Origin of the sequence: Gracilibacillus pellucidus (assembly GCF_033949965.1) — a bacterium.
Lineage (GTDB): Bacteria > Bacillota > Bacilli > Bacillales > Amphibacillaceae > Gracilibacillus > Gracilibacillus pellucidus.
The window spans coordinates 58,435-77,243 of sequence record NZ_JAWZSR010000011.1; the positions used below are offsets into that span (position 1 = coordinate 58,435).

Consider the following 18,809-nt stretch of genomic DNA (forward strand, 5'->3'; position numbering starts at 1 on the left):
TTATGATAATTTTTTAACTTGCGTAAAGTCCAGTTCAACTGGTGTTTCTCTACCAAACATATTAACATGAACTTTCACTTTTTGTTTTTCTAAATCTATTGCTTCAATAGTACCTGAGAATCCATCAAACGGCCCCTCTGTTACTTCTACTGCTTCATTGACTTCAAGGTCTATTTCTGTAACAGCCTCTTCATATCCCATTCTTTTCAAAATAACTTCTACTTCTTCTTCGAGTAGTGGTGTTGGTTTTGAACCCGATCCAGCGGAACCGACAAAACCTGTAACACCTGGCGTATTACGCACGACATACCATGAATCATCCGTCATGACCATCTCAGCTAATACATAACCTGGGAATACTTTCTTTTTCGCTACTTTCTTTTTACCATTTTTAATTTCTGTCTCTTCATCTTCTGGAACTAACACACGGAAAATCTTATCCTCCATCCCCATAGATTCTAGACGTTTTTCTAAATTTGTTTTTACTTTATTTTCATAACCAGAGTAAGTATGCACGACATACCATCTTTTTTCCATAATATTGAGGGCCTTCGCTCGCCCTTCCCTCCCTTGTTTTAACTTTTCTATAAGTCGGCGATTTCTTTGCAATTAAAAAACCCGCCAAACGGGTTCTTTTCATTCATATTTAATTACAGTATAACATATATAATAGTGAATTATTCAAATAACCAATTAAGAAGTTGTGTAATTCCTAAGTCAATAAGTGTAAAAAAGATTGCTACAAAAGCTACAGTAGCCACTACTATAATGGTATAACGAGTTAATTCACGACCTCTAGGCCATGATACTTTCTTCATTTCCCGGCTGACATTCTTTAAAAAAGTAACTGGTTTCACAGAAGGTACCTCCAAACTGTCTACTAACTACCGTCAAAGTCTACTTTGTTTCGCGATGTATGGTATGTCGATTGCATCTCTTACAAAATTTCTTTATTTCAATTCGGTCAGAGATCGATGGATTCTTTTCCGTTCTATAATTTCTACTATGACAAACCTCGCACGCAAGTGCTATTTTTTTACCCATTATTTCCACCTCTTATATGGGTTATTACAACTATTATAATGTAGCATGGTTAAAGTTAACTGTCAACGCTCGTACAATTTCATGAAATGCTTATACCGCTTTCCTCCAAATATTTCTCGAGCTTTTTCTTCACACGTTGTAATGCGTTATCAATAGATTTGGCATGACGGTTTAATTCTGCTGAAATCTCTTGATAGGTTTTTCCTTCAAGATAGAGCAGCAACACTTCCCGTTCTAATTTGCTGAGCAATTCAGATAATTTAGTTTCCATATCACCATGCCGCTCTCTGTTTATGAGTAATTCTTGAGGATCCATCGCAATAGTTGCTTCTAAAACATCTATCAATGTTCGCTCGGAATCATCATTATAGATAGGTTTATCCAATGATATGTACGAATTTAATGGCATATGTTTTTGCCTTGTTGCTGTTTTAATCGCAGTAATAATTTGTCTGGTAATACACAATTCCGCAAAAGCTTTAAAGGAAGAAAGCTTGTCCTCTTGAAAATCACGAATTGCTTTATAAAGTCCAATCATTCCCTCTTGCGCAATATCCTCATGATCGGCTCCTACTAGAAAATACGTTTTGGCTTTCGCTCGAACGAACGCTTTATATCGATGAATTAAGAATTCGAGCGCTTGAGTGTCTCCCGCCTGCACTAATGACACCAATTCACTATCGCCTAAATGCTGAAAGTCAGTATCTTTATTTTCTACTCGCATGATGGTTATTGGGACTCCTCCCGGCTTAACGCCAAAAAATAGGTATTGCAGACTACATTAGCAATATTATACAGGAAGCGCTTTAAATACGTCAACCGCTCTCTTTGTAAATTATTTGTTACCTCTGCGCCATTTCTCGAATAATTGTAACACACCATCATCTAACGGAATTTTGCTTTTTATTTTGTTTTGCTTATGTTCTTTAATATCTAGCTCAATTTCATTTTGAATATTTCTCAGTTCAATATCAAGCTCTCTAGCAGAGATCCGGAAGGCTCCCTGGGCGAAGATCGTACGTTGCTCTGTATAGTCAGACGTCGCCACAAAAACCTTTGTCCGGACATTCTTAAATTCTTTCACAAGTCGTTCGATGCATTGATCAGCTGTTTCATTTTCTTTTGTAAAAATGACCTCTACTTTGTACGCTTCTTGTCGATTCTCTAAGCCTCTTACTTCATAAGCATCAAAAACAATGATAACCTTTCGCTTACGATATGCCTGATACTCTGCCATTTTGTCGATTAATAATAATCTAGCTTGATCTAAATCAGTATCCTTTAGAGTCTTTAACTCTTCCCAGGCACCAATCATGTTGTATCCATCTACTAAAAGCACATCCATTAGGACTCACCGTGTTTGTCTCGTTTTCTTAACACTTCATACATAAGGACACTTGCTGCAACAGATGCGTTCAAAGATGAAACAGACCCTACCATCGGTAATCGAACCGTCCAGTCACATTTCTGTTTAACTAAGCGACTAATTCCTTTCCCTTCGTTACCAATAACAAGCGCTATAGGTAACTGACCATCTAACTCACGATAGTCTTCTGTTGCCTCCGCTTCTGTGCCTACTACCCATACATTACGAGATTTTAGCTCTTCAATTGTCTGAACAATATTCGTCACCCTAACTACAGGAATATGCTCGATCGCTCCAACTGATGTCTTAGCAACGGTCGTCGTAAGCCCTACTGATCTACGCTTCGGAATGATGATACCGTGAGCACCGGTTGCGTCGGCGCTACGTAAAATAGACCCTAAGTTATGTGGATCCTCTATCTCATCTAAAATTAAAAAGAATGGAGATTCTCCACGTTTTTCAGCCACATCAAACAAATCATCTATTGATGCATAATCATAAGCAGCAACCATCGCTGCAATACCTTGATGATTTCCCTCAACTAGCTGATCTAACTTCTTCTTAGGTACTTTTTGTACTGGAGCATTTTTTGCTTTAGCTAAGCCTTGTAGTTTTTTTGCCAAAGATGCATTTAAATTTTCTACTATATATAATTTTTGAATGGAACGCTCCGATTCTAGTGCCTCCATTACGGTGTTCTTTCCAATAATCCATTCTCCACTCATATTCATTCGTCTCCTTTCTCTGTAATCTCGATAGCTTGTTTAATAAGCTCGTCTAACCGGTCGTGTTGCTGATCCAAATATAAAAAACCTACAAGCGCCTCAAAAGCTGTACTATATCGATATGCTTGTACACTTGTGTTTTTAGGTACGGAGCCAGATTTAGCATTCCGGCCCCTTTTCACTACAGATAACTCTTCTGCCGTAAGCACATTTGAATCGATCCATTTATGCACAACGTTAGCCTGTGCTGTTGCTTTAACAAAGCTAACTGCATGCTTGTGCAATTGTTGCACCTTTACTGTCCCTTTACTAATCAAATATTCTCTTACGTATTTTTCGTAAATCGCATCACCCATATACGCAAGTGCAAGACTCTTTAATTCTCTAGGTTGCTCATGTCTCATCATTATCCTCGCTTCCATCTTGTTCCCTGCGGTGTATCCTCAAGGATAATGTTACGCTCTTTTAAATCATCTCTAATTTTATCAGCCATTTGGAAATCTTTATTCTTTCTAGCATTAATTCGTTGTTCTATCAATGCCTCGATTTCCTCATCCAGTAACGAATCTTCCTCTGTCTGCGGTATTCCTAGAATGTCAAACCATGTTGTGAATGTATCAATAAATGCGTCAATGACCTCTTCATGTGTTTGATCAGCATTCAAATATAGGTTTGCTTCTTTTACTAAGTCAAATATGACTGCAATGGCGTTCGCTGTGTTAAAGTCATCATCCATTTCTTTTTCAAATTGTTCTTTCAATGTCGCAATTTTGTCTAACCATTCTTGGTTATTATCAACTAAATTTAAACTTGTCGACCTGCGGTGCTCTAGATTAGTTAAGGCATTTTCTATACGCTCATAACTATTTTTAGCACTTGCTAATAGCTCATCATTAAAGTTAATAGGGTTACGATAATGAACACTTAACATAAAGAATCGCAGCACTTTTGGGTCATGTTGTTCGATTAAGTCATGTGTTAAGACAAAATTACCAAGTGATTTCGACATTTTTTCATTATCAATATTAATGTATCCATTATGCATCCAGTAATTAGCCATTGTCTTGCCCGTGCAAGCTTCTGATTGTGCAATTTCATTTTCGTGATGTGGGAAGGCTAAGTCTTGCCCACCTGCATGGATATCAATCGTATCACCTAAATATTTTTTCACCATGGCAGAGCATTCGATGTGCCAACCTGGGCGCCCTTCTCCCCAAGGCGATTGCCAAGAAATTTCTCCGTCTTTAGCATTTTTCCACAAAGCAAAATCTAACGGATCTTCTTTCTTCTCTTCTACTTGAATGCGTGCACCAGATCTTAGGTCATCAATTGATTGATGTGACAATTTCCCATAATTATCGAATGATCTTGTTTTAAAGTATACATCACCATCTGACTCATATGCGTGCCCTTTGTTAACTAATACCTCAATGAAATTAATAATATCATCCATTGTTTCTGTTACACGAGGATGATGGCTTGCTTCCTTTACACCTAAAGCACCAACATCTTCTTTATATGCTTTAATAAAACGATCCGCTATTTTCGGTACTTCTTCTCCTAATTCATTGGCAGCCTTTATCAATTTATCATCTACGTCGGTAAAATTAAGTACATAGTCTACACCATAGCCTTTATACTCAAAGTATCTTCTTACTGTATCAAAAACAATAGCAGGACGTGCATTACCAATATGAATATAATTATAAACAGTCGGACCACACACATACATCTTAACACGGTTAGGCTCTAACGGCTGAAACTCCTCTTTCTTACGTGTCACTGTATTATATAATTTAATGGTCATGATAATTCTCTCCTTTTATCGTTTCAAGTTCTTGTTTTAATTGTTGAATCTCACTTCTCATTTCTTTGATGACTTCACTCATCGGATCCGGCAATTTATGGTGATCTAAATCTGTACGTACTTTTTCTCCATTTTGGACAACTATTCTTCCTGGTATTCCGACAACGGTTGAATGACCGGGAACATCTTTAAGCACTACGGAACCCGCACCAATCTTAGAACTTTCTCCAATTGTGATGGAACCTAACACTTTTGCTCCGGTAGCAACTAGTACATTATCTTTTATCGTTGGATGTCGCTTACCCTTTTCTTTACCTGTTCCACCCAATGTAACTCCTTGATATATCGTAACATTATCACCTATCTCGCACGTTTCTCCAATGACAACCCCCATCCCATGGTCAATAAAGAAGCGTCGACCGATTTTGGCACCTGGATGAATTTCGATTCCTGTGAAAAATCGGCTAATTTGTGAGATTGCTCTAGCGAAAAAGAAAAATTTCTTTCGGTAAAAAGCGTGTGCAACGCGATGTGACCAAATCGCGTGTAAACCAGAATAAGTTAAACAAACTTCAAAATAGGTTCGTGCTGCTGGGTCTTGATCAAAAACAACATCAATGTCTTCTTTCAGTAACTTAAAAAAACCCACGGATCCTCTTCCCCCCTATTGTTTGTACGAGCTATCTATAAAATGATTGGATTACCATACTGCATTCAACCTTCGTAGTCTAACAGTTTACATACATTGCCTTTCAAATCAGGTGATTGTTGAATTCTCTCACCCCATTCTTATTGATCATGTCATTTCGCCTGCAGACCACAAAAACTGGATATAAAAAAACGTCTCTGGTTTTATAACTCAGAGACGCTTTTTTGCGCGGTTCCACTCTGTTTAGGGATAAACGTACCCCTCAACTTTGGACCGATAACGGTGGTAAACCGTTCTTCCCTACTTTCTTTCAAGAAGAAACTCTGAGATGCATTTCAAAGAAACGTGCGTTAACCATTCTCAGCCTATGATGGTCTTCTCTGTAAAAACAACATTTCTTTTACTTCTTCTCATCAACGTACAGTATTATTAATTATTATAGTGCAAATTTAAAAATTTGCTACTTATTTGATTAGCTCAAGTACTTTTTCTAATCTAGACGTAATAACCTCTTTACCTAAAAGGTGAATGGCATTCGGTAGCTCTGGACCGTGCACCTCACCAGTTGTTGCCACACGAATTGGCATAAATAATTTTTTACCTTTTTGTTGCGTTGCTTTTTGTGTTGCCTTAATACTAGCCTTAATGGCCTCTGGAGACAATTCTTCTATAGCATTAAATTGCTCTAGGAAGCCTTCTAATACTTCTGGCACTTGTTCTTCTTTTAACACAGCCATGGCCTCTTCACTATAATTAATATCTGTCTTGAAGAATAACTCTGTTAATTCCACAATTTCCGCACCATAGGATAATTGCTCATGGTATAAGCTAATAAGGCTTTCTACCCAAGCTTTTTGTTCATCGTTCATCTCTTCTGAAACTTTACCAGCCTCAATTAAATGTGGCAAGCTTAATTCCACTACTTTGTCTAGAGATGCTTGTTTAATGTATTGGTTGTTCATCCATTTTAACTTAGCAGGATCAAAGATCGCCGGTGATGTAGACAAGCGCTCTGCATCAAAAATCTTAATGAACTCATCATGTGTAAACAATTCTTCTTCGCCAACTGGTGACCAACCTAGCAATGCGATAAAGTTAAACAATGCTTCTGGTACATAGCCAAGGTTTTTATATTGCTCAATAAATTGTAAGATATGCTCATCACGTTTACTTAATTTTTTACGATTTTCATTTAAGATTAATGTCATGTGACCATACTGTGGAGCTTCCCAACCAAATGCTTCAAACACCATCATTTGTTTTGGAGTATTTGAAATATGCTCTTCTCCACGTAATACATGGCTAATCTTCATGTGATAATCATCGATTGCTACAGCAAAGTTATATGTTGGAATACCATTTTTCTTCACCATTACCCAATCACCGAAGTCACTAGATTCAAATGAAATATTGCCACGTACAATATCATTGAATGTATATGTTTTATTATCTGGCACTCGGAAACGAATACTAGGTAGACGTCCTTCCGCTTCAAATTGCTGCATTTGCTCTTCTGTTAAATCACGATGCGCACCAGAGTATTTCGGTACTTGACCATTAGCACGTTGCTCTTCACGTTCCGCTTCTAGTTCTTCTTCTGTCATATAGCATTTATACGCTAAGCCACGATCTAATAATTCATCGATATATTTTTGATAAATATCTAAACGCTCCGTTTGACGATATGGTCCGTATTCACCACCGATATCTGCACCTTCATCCCAAGTTAAACCAAGCCATTTCAAAAAGTGTAATTGACTTTCTTCTCCGCCTTCCACATTTCGCTTATCATCTGTATCCTCGGTACGAATAATGAAAGATCCACCTAAATGTTTTGCATATAAATAGTTAAAAAGTGCTGTTCTTGCATTTCCGATATGCAAATGCCCTGTTGGACTTGGTGCATAACGTACACGTACTTCATTTCCCATTGTTTTGTCCCTCCAGTATTGTTTTAACGGCCTATTTACCCATTATGTCTATTTTATCATTATTTTCGACAAAATGTTACGATTTATTTCTTCATTAATAAGACAACCGCTTGTGCTGCAATTCCTTCTTTTCTTCCAGTAAAGCCTAACTTTTCTGTTGTGGTTGCTTTCACATTTACTTGTTCTTTATCAGCATGCAAAAGTTGAGCAATGTTCTCCTTGATTGGCGTAACATATGGAGCAAGCTTTGGAGCTTGCGCAATTACTGTACAATCAATATTACCTAGTTTATAACCTTTTTGATCAACTATTTTCCACACTTCTTCTAACAGTTTCTGTGAATCTGCATCTTTAAACGCAGGATCTGTATCAGGAAAATGCTTACCAATATCTCCTTCTCCAACTGCACCAAGACAAGCATCTGTAATGGTGTGTAATAACACATCAGCATCAGAATGTCCTAACAAACCATATTCATACGGTATCTCAATCCCACCAATTATACAAGGTCTTCCCTCTACTAATTGATGTACATCAAAACCTTGTCCAATTCGAAACATTCTTATTCCTCCTGTCTTTCTAAGATTATTTCGGCTTGCATAATATCTTCCGGAGTTGTCAATTTAACATTTTGATAAGTGCCGCGAACAATTTCTATTTGTTCGCCTAATGCCTCAACAAGCGATACATCATCCGTTCCGAGATACCCACTTTCCACAGCCTTTTCATGTGCCTTTTTGATTAAATGATAATCAAAGGCTTGCGGTGTTTGAGCAGCCCACAAAGTAGACCTGTCGAGGGTTTCTATCTTATCATTTGCTTTTCGTTTAATTGTATCTGTCACAGGTACTGCTAAAAGTGCTGCCTGTTTCTCTTTAGCTATCCTTGCTAGTTCGTGTAACTGTGTCTCGCTGACAAATGGTCTAGCTCCATCATGGATCATTACAACCATATCTTGTTTCGCTTCATCTATTGCTAATAAACCTTTATAACCACTCTCTTGTCTTTCACTACCACCATGAACGAACGTAATTTGTTCTTGCCAATAGTATGTAGCGATTAACTCTTCCATCTGCTTTATTTCATTCGGATTGATGACTAAATAAATATGTTGGCACCAACTGTCCTGAATAAAATTTTTTAATGTATGTATGATCAAAGGTTCATCTAGCAATTCGATAAACTGTTTATTCTTTCCTGCATTCATACGTTTACCCTGACCTGCCGCTAACACGATCACATTATATTCTATCATGTGGCCACCCCAATCTCTAATTAACTAACCTGATGATTACTCAAAAAACGCCACAGGACATCTACTTCCCAATATATAATACATTTACGCAATCTAAAAGCGAGAGTATCTTGGAGGCTAGATTTTCTCCCATTCTATTGATGATGAGTGCTGGCATAAGCTCCGACAAAACACTACGCTTTCTGCGGGTACGGCTTCAGCTAACTTTGTGAAGAAAATCCACTTTGCCAAACGTTTTTGTTGGCAAAGTTAGTTGAAGCCACGCCCATGGCATAGAAAACACTATGAAAGCGATCTGCGCTTGAATAGATGTTGCGCTTGTGCCCAGAGGGTGAAAGCGGAGTATTCTGACGTAGCGATAAGTTACCTACTATCCATCCATCAGAATGAGTGAGTGCATTTTATCAAATAGCTAACATGAATCGACGCAAACTACTATGGTATATCTATCTTATTAGCCTTTTACAAACTAACAAAAGTGATAACATGCATGTTATCACTTTTGTCTATCCTCTATATGTTATACCTTTTTTACAGTGCTTTTTCAAGCAATTTTGGTTTGGCAAAAATCATTCGTCCTGCAGATGTTTGTAATACGCTGGTGATAACGACCTCGATGTTTTGTCCGATATAGTTTTTACCTTCTTCTACTACTATCATCGTACCATCGTCTAAGTATGCAACACCTTGATTTTGTTCTTTTCCATCTTTAATGACTTGCACTGCTAATTCTTCTCCTGGCAATACAATTGGCTTAACAGCATTTGCTAAATCATTAATATTCAAAACAGGTACTTTTTGAAACTCACATACTTTATTCAAGTTAAAGTCATTCGTTACAACAATACCATTCATTACTTTTGCAAGCTTGACTAGCTTACTATCAACCTCTTGAATTTCTTCAAAATCACCTTCATAAATCTCTACCGCAATTGGTATATCATTTTGAATTCGATTTAAAATATCTAGTCCTCTTCGACCACGATTACGTTTCAACGCATCCGAGGAATCAGCGATATGCTGCAATTCTTCCAAAACAAATTGTGGAATAATGATCGTTCCTTCTAAGAAGCTTGTTTGACAAATGTCAGCAATACGACCATCTATAATGACACTAGTATCTAATATTTTCGGTTTTGGTAACTCTAGATTTACTTCATCTGTTGCTAGTGACTTTTTCTTTTCTTTTTTCGGCAAAGTAAATAAATTCAAGAAATCATCTCTTCGCTTGAAACCTACTTGAAAACCGAAATACCCAAATAAAACACTTAAGAAAATCGGCACAACTTGTGAAACGACTCGTATCTCAATTGCTTGAATTGGGATAATTAAAAAGTAAGCAATAATCAAACCTACAATGATACCTAAACTACCAAATAACAAATCTGACACAGGGGCCTTCATTAACATCTCCTCTATCCAAGAGAAAAAACGAACAATATAATCAGAAATCCATATAGATAGAATAAATAAAATAATTGCTCCTAATACTAACCCTACATAAGGCGCTACATAATTAGATACTAACCATGTACTTTCAAGAGCCCCTATCAATTCCAATACTCTTGGAATATATAAATACCCAGCGGTACCACCTGCAATAATGAAAAATAGTTGCACGAATCGTTTTAGCACCACAGTCACCTCCTATAATTTATTCTCTCCACCTTACCATCTTTTTAAACATATAAAGATATATGCTTTGATGATAGAAGATTACCTCATTTAGGAAAAGCTAACGGAGAGAACATTGCTTTTCCTTGCCTAGTCATAAGCACCCTTCCTCATACCTCAGTCACCTAAAGCTACTTTAATTGCTTCTTGTACAGAATTAACACCAATCAATTCAATTGATGTAGGTGCGGTCCAACCATCCATGTTTTTTGTAGGTATAATTGCTCGTTTAAATCCTAATTTAGCCGCTTCTTGTACACGTTGTTCAATTCTAGATACTCTTCGTACCTCTCCAGTAAGTCCAACCTCACCAACCAACACATCATCTGTATGTGGCGTTCGATCTCGAAAACTTGACGCAATACTAATGGCAACTGCCAAATCAATAGCTGGTTCGTCTAATTTCACACCCCCAGCAACCTTTACGTAAGCATCTTGATTTTGTAACATTAGCCCTACCCTTTTTTCTAATACTGCCATTAATAACGGTACTCTATTATGATCAATTCCTGTTGCCATACGACGCGGATTACCGAAGCTAGTAGGAGAAATTAATGCTTGAATCTCTACTAACACCGGGCGCGTCCCCTCCATAGATGCAACGATTGTTGATCCGGCTACACCCTGTGAGCGTTCCTCTAAGAAAATCTCAGATGGATTCAACACTTCTGCGAGTCCCTCTTCTCTCATTTCAAATATACCCATCTCGTTCGTACTACCGAATCGATTCTTCACACCACGTAAAATTCGGAAAGTATGGTGTCGCTCCCCTTCAAAATACAATACAGCATCTACCATATGCTCAAGTAACCTCGGACCAGCAATAGATCCTTCTTTTGTTACATGCCCAACAATAAAAATTGGTATATGATTTTGTTTAGCAATACGCATCAACTCACTAGTACATTCTCGTACTTGTGAGACACTTCCTGGTGCACTCGTTACTTCTTCTTTATAAACAGTTTGAATCGAATCAATTACTACAAATCCCGGTTTTAATTGATCGATCTGATTAGCTATGTCTAGCATGTTCGTTTCAGATAATACATATAATCTATCTGATGAAACATCTAACCGATCTGCCCTAAGCTTTGTCTGTCTAGTAGATTCTTCTCCAGAAATATAAAGCACATCTAAATCTCGCTCCGCTAATTGACTGGAGACTTGCAATAACAATGTTGATTTTCCAATTCCCGGATCCCCGCCAATCAAAACTAAGGATCCTTGTACAATACCGCCACCTAGGACACGGTTCAATTCTTGCATTTTTGTTTTTACTCTCGGTTCTTCTTTAGATTGAATACGGGTAATCATTTCAGGTTTATGAGCTGTAACAGATCCTGTTGCCCAATTACCTCTTTGTCCTTTTGTTGATTCTACTTCTTCTACTAACGTATTCCACTCATTACATCCTGGGCATTTCCCCATCCATTTTGCCGATTCATAGCCACAGGATTGACAAACAAATTTTGTTTTTCGTTTAGCCAAAAGTATCGCTCCTTTTTATTATATACGAAAAAATCCCCTTATAAGTTACAGAGATCTATCAATTTAGTTAAAGATGTATGTAAAAAGTGTATAAAAGAGATAAGCTTCTTAGGGTTACATCTGGAAGAACGGGCGCAGGTATTAAAATAAAAGTTGAAGTATATTGCTGAAGTTCTATTATAACAGTTTTTGAAAAGAAAATGCTGAAAAATCGGAAGGAATACCCCCTCCGATTTTTCAGATTACATCACTTTGAAATTGCCTGCCTCATCTAAGTCAATTAATACTTTTTGACCTTTTGTAATAGTTTCTTTTAGCAATTCTTCTGATAATAAGTCTTCTACATTCTTTTGAATAGATCTACGTAATGGTCTAGCACCATACTCAGGGTCGAATCCTTCATCAGCTATTTTATCAATTGCTTTATCAGACAACACAAAGTCTATTTCTTGTTCTGTTAAACGTTTTTGTAATTCCTTCACCATTAATTCTACAATATGTTTCATATGTTTTTTCTCTAATGAATGGAATACGATCGTTTCATCAATACGGTTTAAGAACTCTGGACGGAATGCTCGCTTCAATTCAGCCGTCACTTTAGAACGCATATCTTTATGGCTTTGTTCTTCTTCACTTAGACTAAATCCAACATATTTATTTCGTCTTAATTCACTTGCTCCAACGTTAGATGTCATGATAAGTACTGTGTTTCTAAAGTCAACTGTACGCCCTTTAGAATCTGTTAAACGTCCATCTTCTAATACTTGTAGCAAGATATTAAATACTTCAGGGTGTGCTTTCTCTACTTCATCTAATAACACAACTGAATATGGTTTTCTACGAACTTTCTCTGTTAATTGTCCGCCTTCTTCATACCCAACGTATCCTGGAGGTGAACCGACAAGTCTCGATGTTGCGTGTTTTTCCATGTATTCAGACATATCAATTCGGATCATAGAATCTTCATCACCAAACATTGATTCCGCTAATGCACGAGCTAGCTCTGTTTTACCTACACCAGTTGGCCCTAAGAAAATAAAGGAACCTATTGGACGTTTCGGATCTTTTAAGCCTGCTCTTGCACGACGAATTGCTTTAGCGACAGCCTTCACCGCTTCGTCTTGACCAATTAAACGATCGTGTAGAATATCTTCCATATTCAATAATTTCTCACTTTCGTCTTTCGTTATGGCTGATACAGGTACACCCGTCCAGAGCGATACCACACTAGCGATGTCTTCCATTGTTACTTCTGAATTCTCTTGACCTTGCTTCTCTTTCCACTTAGACTCTGTTGTTTCTAGCTCTTGTTTTAGTTTTTGCTCATCGTCACGCAATGCTGCTGCTTTTTCGAACTCTTGGCTTTGAACTGCTGCGTCTTTCTCTTTACGTACTTCTTCCAATTGCTGCTCTAATTCTTTTAAATTAGGTGGTGTTGTATAAGATTTTAGACGTACTTTAGATGCTGCTTCATCGATTAAATCAATCGCCTTATCTGGTAAGAAACGATCTGTAATATAACGATCAGATAGTTTAGCCGCCGCTTCAATCGCATCATCTGTGATCGTCACACGGTGATGTGCTTCATAACGGTCTCTTAAGCCTTGCAAAATTTGTACAGATTCTTCAACAGATGGCTCATCAACTTGAATTGGTTGGAAACGACGTTCAAGTGCTGCATCTTTTTCAATATATTTACGGTACTCTTCTAGTGTTGTCGCACCGATACATTGCAACTCTCCTCGAGCTAATGATGGTTTTAAAATATTCGAAGCATCAATAGCTCCTTCTGCACCACCAGCACCAATTAACGTGTGTAACTCATCAATGAAAAGAATAACATTGTTTGCTTGGCGAATTTCCTCCATCACTTTCTTCAGACGGTCTTCGAATTCACCACGATATTTTGTACCCGCAACTACGGTCCCCATATCAAGCGTCATTACTCGCTTATCTCGAAGAATTTCTGGCACTTCATTTTTGACAATTTGTTGTGCTAATCCTTCTGCTACTGCTGTTTTCCCTACACCAGGTTCACCAATTAAGACTGGGTTGTTTTTCGTACGACGACTCAATACTTGAATAACACGCTCAATCTCTTGACCGCGACCAATAACTGGATCAATATTACCTTCTTTCGCAATCGCGGTTAAGTCACGAGCAAGCGAATCTAATGTCGGTGTACTTGCATTATTGCTATTTTGTGCATTACGTCCATTCTGAGCACTTCCGGACTCTGTACTACCTAACAACTGTAATACTTGCTGACGAGCTTTATTAAGACTCACACCTAGATTATTTAATACACGTGCAGCTACACCCTCACCCTCACGAATAAGTCCTAATAAAATGTGTTCTGTTCCTACATAGGAATGACCTAATTTGCGCGCTTCATCCATAGATAGCTCAATCACCTTTTTCGCTCTAGGTGTGTAATGGATCGTTTGAGATACCTCTTTTCCCTTGCCAATAAGAGATTCGACTTCTGCTCTAATCTTATCCGCACCTAAACCAATAGCACTAAGCGCCTTGGCTGCAATTCCTTCACCTTCACTTACCAGCCCTAATAAAATATGTTCTGTGCCGATATTGTTGTGACCTAAACGCACCGCTTCTTCTTGGGATAAAGCTAAAACTTTTTGGGCTCTTTCTGTAAAACGTCCAAACATCATATTAATCTTCCTCCTTCTCTTCCAATGAAAAACGCTCCCGAATCAAGGATGCACGAAATATATCGCGTTCATTCGGTGTCAGTGTTTTTTTTGCATATTGTTGTAAAAATGCCGGTTGCGTTAAAACAACCAACTCATTCAAAATAGATTTGGAAATGTTCGTAATAAATCCTAGATCAATACCTAACTGTACATCAGATAAACATTTCGCTGTTTCTTTCGATTCGATTATTCTACTATGTTGTAAGATACCATATGATCGAAAAACTCGATCTTCCAGCTCAATACCTGATTGCTCCATTATTAGCCTTCTCGCATATCGTTCATGTTCAATTAATTTTTCCACAACACCTTTTAAATCCTCTATAATATCCTCTTCTGCTCGCCCTAACGTCACTTGGTTAGATATTTGGAAGATATTACCCAAGGCCTCACTACCTTCACCATAAATACCTCGTACTACTAAACCTAGCTGATTAATAGCTGGTATCATTCGGTTAATTTTACGCGTTAAAGCAAGGGCAGGTAGGTGCATCATTACAGAAGCACGAAGACCAGTACCTACATTCGTTGGACAGCAGGTTAAGTATCCCCTATCTTCATTAAAGGCATAATTAATCTTCTCTTCTAGCCAATCATCTATTTGAAAAGCTTGATCTAAAGCTTCCTCTAATTGAAATCCAGGAAAATATAATTGCGCTCTAATATGATCCTCCTCATTAACCATAATAGATACTTGTTCATTTTGAGAAATCAGTGCTGCTCCATATCTTGACTTATCTGCTAAGTGCGGACTAATTAAATGTTTTTCCACTAGCACTTGTTTTTCTAATGAATTTAACTCAGACATCCTGACAAACTCTAAATCTTTGTATTGTAAATAAGAACGATGGCTAAATTCCTTTTCCATAAAGTAAAGAACACCCTCTAGCGTTTCCTCATCTGCAATTAAAGGAAAAGGAGATTGCTCAAAATTGCGAGCTAATCGGATTCGGGTACTCATAACAATATCACTATCTGGCCCATTCTCTTTTAGCCAAGGACTAATAGCTTCATTCATAAATTGCTCTGAACTCATGTGTCATCACGCTCCTCATCGTGATGTAACTCCTGCTCTACCAGTTTTATTTCATCGCGAATTTCTGCAGCATGTTCAAATGCCTCATCTGCAATAGCCTCTTGCAATTTCACCTTCAAATCTCTTAGTTTCTTACGACTGTATACATCAGAACCTCTCCGCTTTGGCGCTCTTCCCTCGTGAACCGTATTCCCGCTGTGCACCTTACGAAACAGCGGATTTAAATGGTCAGAGAATGTTTCATAGCAGGAAGCACATCCGAATTTACCAATTTTAGTAAATTGTTGGTAAGTCATACCACAATGATGACATTTTAAGTCTTCTTCTGTCTGTGGCGATGGGTGATGTACGGCAGTTTTCGGATTAAATAAGCCTGATAAGAGATGATGTAAGGAATAAACATCATCATCTTGTGGAACATAGCCTTTTTCCTTCGCACATTGCTGACAAACACGAACTTCTGTCTTCTCGCCATTAATTACTTGCGTAAAATGAACGGTAGCCGGATTTTGTTTACATTCCTGACAATCCATACCGACACCTCCTAAAATTGATATTTCAAGGCATGAAGCATTGCTGATAAAATTCTGGCACGAATCTCATCACGTATCGGTAGTTGAAATGTGAGTGTGTTACGGTCAATCGCACTAACCATAAGCTTAGCCTCACGCTCAGTAATAAGATCCTCTTCCAGAAGTCTTTCCAAAATATTGATCGCCTTCTGCTGTGAAATTTTTGGCTGAATCATGTTAATAATTTCATCTATTAGCTGTGCTTTATCTTCATTCGTTATACGACTAATCCGAATATAGCCACCACCACCACGTTTGCTTTCGACTAAGTAACCTTTTTCCAAAGTAAAACGTGTATTGATGACATAATTAATTTGAGAAGGCACACATTCGAAACGATCAGCAATTTCACTACGTTTTATTTCGATAATCTTGTGCTTGTTACTATGCATCGTTTGTTTCAAATATTCTTCAATAATATCCGAAATGTTCCGCATTTTCCCTCCTCCAATCTGACTTTGACTATATTTGACTATATTTTTATTATACTGTATGTTTACAGGATTGAAAACTATTTGGTCTTCCTTATTATAACCTTTCTCTCCATCCTTCAAACACAACTGGCGAAAACGAATCTTTATTTTCCTAACTTCTTCCTATTCCAACAACCTCTCAAATAGATTATCACGCTTCTTTTGATGGATTGCATCAATATCATTCTTATTTTCGTTGTTTCAGGGTTTTCATTTGAAATATCAAATTCACGAATCTCAATAGGATATTGTACGCGATCAATAAAAGTAGAAGCGTTATGTTCCTTTGAGAGTTTCACTTCAAAAATAATGTGATGATTAGCTCGATGCAATCTCTTTTTGAATTTATTCAACACTACTAAGCTGCTCAAAATAATCAAGGTAGTCATAATTGCTTCTTTATACATTCCAATCCCGACAATAAATCCTAATCCAGTACCCGCCCCGTGGTCATACATTTCAATAAAATATTGAAAACCATTAATTCACAAGAGAATCATCAGACACGAGCTGACTCCCACTAATATATGTGTACGAAAGCCAGCTGAATGCCTACTTCTCTTTCGAAACCAATTAAACCGGATAAAGCAAGTGCGATGATTAATTTTGTGATTGATTCGATAAATTATGGATTCAATAAATTATTCCACATAACAACCTCTTCTTACTATATTAGAAAAAATCAGGGAAATATGACCGGCCAATCGGAACCACTTTCTCTAATTGTTCTACAGCTTGCCTATCACCAGCTATAAGGTCTAGATTAAATAATTCCATAGGACGACTATATCCTAGGAAAATTTGTGTTAACCGTTGAATACTAATTGTTATATTCGGTAATGTATTCTTTTCTGTAGAATATACGAATCCGTTATCTTCATTTGAAAACCGGTATATTCCTGTATTTTCTGATAGAAAGTCATCCTCTATCGATATAGTGAAAGGACTAATATCATCTAATCGATTATAAGAAAATTGATGAAGAAACGCCGGAACATCTACAATACGTGCCATAAAATATGGTTTAACCTTTTGCTCAAACCTTGGTTCATCAACTAACAATTTACTAGCATCACCTGTAGGTAAGCTTACTACCACTTCACTAGCCATTGAATCATGACCATAAAGGAACTCAAATAGCAACATTTGACCATTGACCGTACTATATGCCATATCTTTCACGGTCAATTTATTATCCTTCACTTTGTATATTATGTACCCCTCCGCCTCATGATTCACATTATATACAACAGCAATTACATCATCATCAGTTACAATACGATAATTCCACCAATCTAATTCCCGCTCAAGTGCACCTATAAACTGAGTGACGTAGTCTGTATATACCTTTCGTAGTACAGAGAGTAATTGGTCACTCTGACTCATTCTTTTTGCGTAACCCTTTCCACCCCATTCTTTCTTAAAACATTGGATCGGAATAACACTTTCAACTTTATCAAAAGCAAGTTCCCAACCATATTTACGGTAAAACGGGACAGAAAATGGATGTAAGTAGGAAAGCAGATGTCCTTCTTTTCTCATTTCGACTAGAGCTTGTTTTAATAATTGCTTTATCTTACCACCTCTTCTGTATTCTGGCCATGAGGCAACATCAGCAATACCTCCCATTTTCATTATTTGCCCGCAGATATGTACTCTTAATGTTAAAACGTGAACCTTTGCTGCTAACTGATCATTTTCTATCCATCCCCAGATAGTTTGATCATTCAATTGCTCTTTCTTTCGACCCAACTGATTTTCTGACAACACATACTGAAAAGCGAATTGGGATAAACCCAGTATCTCCTCATAGTATTGTTCATTCAATTTTTTTATATGTTTCAATCTCACCACATCCTTTAATTTTATTTCTACTATTTTACCATATAAAAAAACCTTCTTAGTCCTAAAACTAAGAAGGTTTTTATTTGCCTGGCAACGTCCTACTCTCGCAGGGGCGTAAGCCCCAACTACCATGGGCGCTGGAGAGCTTAACTACTGTGTTCGGCATGGGAACAGGTGTGACCTCTCCGCTATCGCCACCAGACTATATGATGTTAGGAATATACCCTAAA

The 18,809-nt window shown here is 37.5% G+C and carries 20 protein-coding genes, 1 rRNA gene and 1 other annotated feature; all 21 genes read right to left on the reverse strand.

The window, feature by feature from the left end; translation table 11 throughout:
• The gene (gene nusG, locus SH601_RS15560; protein WP_319959253.1) at positions 1-537 is read right to left on the reverse strand and encodes a transcription termination/antitermination protein NusG; all 537 of its coding nucleotides are present in this window, start codon (positions 535-537) and stop codon (positions 1-3) included.
• A gap of 140 nt (positions 538-677) precedes the next feature.
• Positions 678-857, reverse strand: a complete 180-nt coding sequence (gene secE, locus SH601_RS15565) for a preprotein translocase subunit SecE (protein ID WP_319959254.1) — start codon at positions 855-857, stop codon at positions 678-680.
• A 40-nt stretch (positions 858-897) separates the two neighbouring features.
• A complete protein-coding gene (rpmG, locus tag SH601_RS15570; RefSeq protein ID WP_319959255.1) occupies positions 898-1,044 on the reverse strand; it encodes a 50S ribosomal protein L33 in 147 nt (48 codons plus the stop codon).
• A 79-nt stretch (positions 1,045-1,123) separates the two neighbouring features.
• Entirely contained in the window at positions 1,124-1,768 is a 645-nt protein-coding gene (gene sigH / locus SH601_RS15575; protein WP_319959256.1) for an RNA polymerase sporulation sigma factor SigH, read from the reverse strand.
• Between the two features lie 111 nt (positions 1,769-1,879).
• On the reverse strand, positions 1,880-2,389 hold the full coding sequence (locus tag SH601_RS15580; RefSeq protein ID WP_319959257.1) for an NYN domain-containing protein: 510 nt from the start codon (positions 2,387-2,389) through the stop codon (positions 1,880-1,882).
• Positions 2,389-3,135 carry a 23S rRNA (guanosine(2251)-2'-O)-methyltransferase RlmB gene (rlmB, locus tag SH601_RS15585; RefSeq protein ID WP_319959258.1) on the reverse strand — a complete coding sequence of 249 codons (747 nt, stop codon included), beginning with the start codon at positions 3,133-3,135 and terminating at the stop codon, positions 2,389-2,391. The genes SH601_RS15580 and rlmB overlap by 1 nt, the downstream gene beginning before the upstream one ends.
• Before the next feature lie 2 nt (positions 3,136-3,137).
• A complete protein-coding gene (locus SH601_RS15590) occupies positions 3,138-3,542 on the reverse strand; it encodes a Mini-ribonuclease 3 (protein WP_319959259.1) in 405 nt (134 codons plus the stop codon).
• Complete coding sequence (cysS, locus tag SH601_RS15595) at positions 3,542-4,942, reverse strand: cysteine--tRNA ligase (protein WP_319959260.1); 1,401 nt, start codon at positions 4,940-4,942, stop codon at positions 3,542-3,544. The genes SH601_RS15590 and cysS overlap by 1 nt, the downstream gene beginning before the upstream one ends.
• On the reverse strand, positions 4,932-5,591 hold the full coding sequence (gene cysE / locus SH601_RS15600) for a serine O-acetyltransferase (RefSeq protein ID WP_319959261.1): 660 nt from the start codon (positions 5,589-5,591) through the stop codon (positions 4,932-4,934). The genes cysS and cysE overlap by 11 nt, the downstream gene beginning before the upstream one ends.
• Positions 5,592-5,800: 209 nt before the next feature.
• Positions 5,801-6,017 (reverse strand) — a binding site (T-box leader).
• A 38-nt stretch (positions 6,018-6,055) separates the two neighbouring features.
• The gene (gltX, locus tag SH601_RS15605; protein WP_319959262.1) at positions 6,056-7,522 is read right to left on the reverse strand and encodes a glutamate--tRNA ligase; all 1,467 of its coding nucleotides are present in this window, start codon (positions 7,520-7,522) and stop codon (positions 6,056-6,058) included.
• Positions 7,523-7,605: 83 nt separating this feature from the next.
• On the reverse strand, positions 7,606-8,082 hold the full coding sequence (gene ispF / locus SH601_RS15610) for a 2-C-methyl-D-erythritol 2,4-cyclodiphosphate synthase (RefSeq protein ID WP_319959263.1): 477 nt from the start codon (positions 8,080-8,082) through the stop codon (positions 7,606-7,608).
• A gap of 2 nt (positions 8,083-8,084) precedes the next feature.
• Entirely contained in the window at positions 8,085-8,777 is a 693-nt protein-coding gene (ispD, locus tag SH601_RS15615; protein WP_319959264.1) for a 2-C-methyl-D-erythritol 4-phosphate cytidylyltransferase, read from the reverse strand.
• A 531-nt stretch (positions 8,778-9,308) separates the two neighbouring features.
• The gene (locus SH601_RS15620; RefSeq protein ID WP_319959265.1) at positions 9,309-10,412 is read right to left on the reverse strand and encodes a PIN/TRAM domain-containing protein; all 1,104 of its coding nucleotides are present in this window, start codon (positions 10,410-10,412) and stop codon (positions 9,309-9,311) included.
• 156 nt (positions 10,413-10,568) lie between these two features.
• On the reverse strand, positions 10,569-11,939 hold the full coding sequence (radA, locus tag SH601_RS15625; protein ID WP_319959266.1) for a DNA repair protein RadA: 1,371 nt from the start codon (positions 11,937-11,939) through the stop codon (positions 10,569-10,571).
• A 242-nt stretch (positions 11,940-12,181) separates the two neighbouring features.
• Positions 12,182-14,611, reverse strand: coding sequence for an ATP-dependent protease ATP-binding subunit ClpC (clpC, locus tag SH601_RS15630; protein ID WP_319959267.1), 2,430 nt, complete (start codon positions 14,609-14,611; stop codon positions 12,182-12,184).
• A gap of 1 nt (position 14,612) precedes the next feature.
• Positions 14,613-15,689: a protein-arginine kinase McsB gene (gene mcsB / locus SH601_RS15635; protein WP_319959269.1), complete on the reverse strand. Its 1,077-nt coding sequence runs from the start codon at positions 15,687-15,689 to the stop codon at positions 14,613-14,615.
• On the reverse strand, positions 15,686-16,222 hold the full coding sequence (gene mcsA, locus SH601_RS15640; protein ID WP_319959270.1) for a protein-arginine kinase activator protein McsA: 537 nt from the start codon (positions 16,220-16,222) through the stop codon (positions 15,686-15,688). The genes mcsB and mcsA overlap by 4 nt, the downstream gene beginning before the upstream one ends.
• A gap of 11 nt (positions 16,223-16,233) precedes the next feature.
• A complete protein-coding gene (locus SH601_RS15645) occupies positions 16,234-16,698 on the reverse strand; it encodes a CtsR family transcriptional regulator (RefSeq protein ID WP_319959271.1) in 465 nt (154 codons plus the stop codon).
• Between the two features lie 140 nt (positions 16,699-16,838).
• A complete protein-coding gene (locus SH601_RS15650; RefSeq protein ID WP_319959272.1) occupies positions 16,839-17,141 on the reverse strand; it encodes a hypothetical protein in 303 nt (100 codons plus the stop codon).
• A 265-nt stretch (positions 17,142-17,406) separates the two neighbouring features.
• Positions 17,407-18,579 (reverse strand): GNAT family N-acetyltransferase, encoded by a 1,173-nt coding sequence (locus SH601_RS15655; RefSeq protein WP_319959273.1) that lies wholly within the window; start codon positions 18,577-18,579, stop codon positions 17,407-17,409.
• Positions 18,580-18,664: 85 nt separating this feature from the next.
• A 5S ribosomal RNA gene (gene rrf, locus SH601_RS15660) occupies positions 18,665-18,781 on the reverse strand.
• Positions 18,782-18,809 lie beyond the last annotated feature (28 nt).

Bases quoted from the DNA above. Each gene is read 5' to 3' on its own strand.
- clpC (WP_319959267.1), bottom strand. From the start codon at position 14,611: ATGATGTTTGGACGTTTTACAGAAAGAGCCCAAAAAGTTTTAGCTTTA.
- SH601_RS15645 (WP_319959271.1), bottom strand. From the start codon at position 16,698: ATGCGGAACATTTCGGATATTATTGAAGAATATTTGAAACAAACGATG.
- rlmB (WP_319959258.1), bottom strand. From the start codon at position 3,135: ATGAGTGGAGAATGGATTATTGGAAAGAACACCGTAATGGAGGCACTA.
- mcsB (WP_319959269.1), bottom strand. From the start codon at position 15,689: ATGAGTTCAGAGCAATTTATGAATGAAGCTATTAGTCCTTGGCTAAAA.
- gltX (WP_319959262.1), bottom strand. From the start codon at position 7,522: ATGGGAAATGAAGTACGTGTACGTTATGCACCAAGTCCAACAGGGCAT.
- rpmG (WP_319959255.1), bottom strand. From the start codon at position 1,044: ATGGGTAAAAAAATAGCACTTGCGTGCGAGGTTTGTCATAGTAGAAAT.
- SH601_RS15580 (WP_319959257.1), bottom strand. From the start codon at position 2,389: ATGGATGTGCTTTTAGTAGATGGATACAACATGATTGGTGCCTGGGAA.
- sigH (WP_319959256.1), bottom strand. From the start codon at position 1,768: ATGCGAGTAGAAAATAAAGATACTGACTTTCAGCATTTAGGCGATAGT.
- ispD (WP_319959264.1), bottom strand. From the start codon at position 8,777: ATGATAGAATATAATGTGATCGTGTTAGCGGCAGGTCAGGGTAAACGT.
- ispF (WP_319959263.1), bottom strand. From the start codon at position 8,082: ATGTTTCGAATTGGACAAGGTTTTGATGTACATCAATTAGTAGAGGGA.
- cysS (WP_319959260.1), bottom strand. From the start codon at position 4,942: ATGACCATTAAATTATATAATACAGTGACACGTAAGAAAGAGGAGTTT.
- SH601_RS15590 (WP_319959259.1), bottom strand. From the start codon at position 3,542: ATGATGAGACATGAGCAACCTAGAGAATTAAAGAGTCTTGCACTTGCG.
- SH601_RS15650 (WP_319959272.1), bottom strand. From the start codon at position 17,141: ATGTATAAAGAAGCAATTATGACTACCTTGATTATTTTGAGCAGCTTA.
- nusG (WP_319959253.1), bottom strand. From the start codon at position 537: ATGGAAAAAAGATGGTATGTCGTGCATACTTACTCTGGTTATGAAAAT.
- mcsA (WP_319959270.1), bottom strand. From the start codon at position 16,222: ATGGATTGTCAGGAATGTAAACAAAATCCGGCTACCGTTCATTTTACG.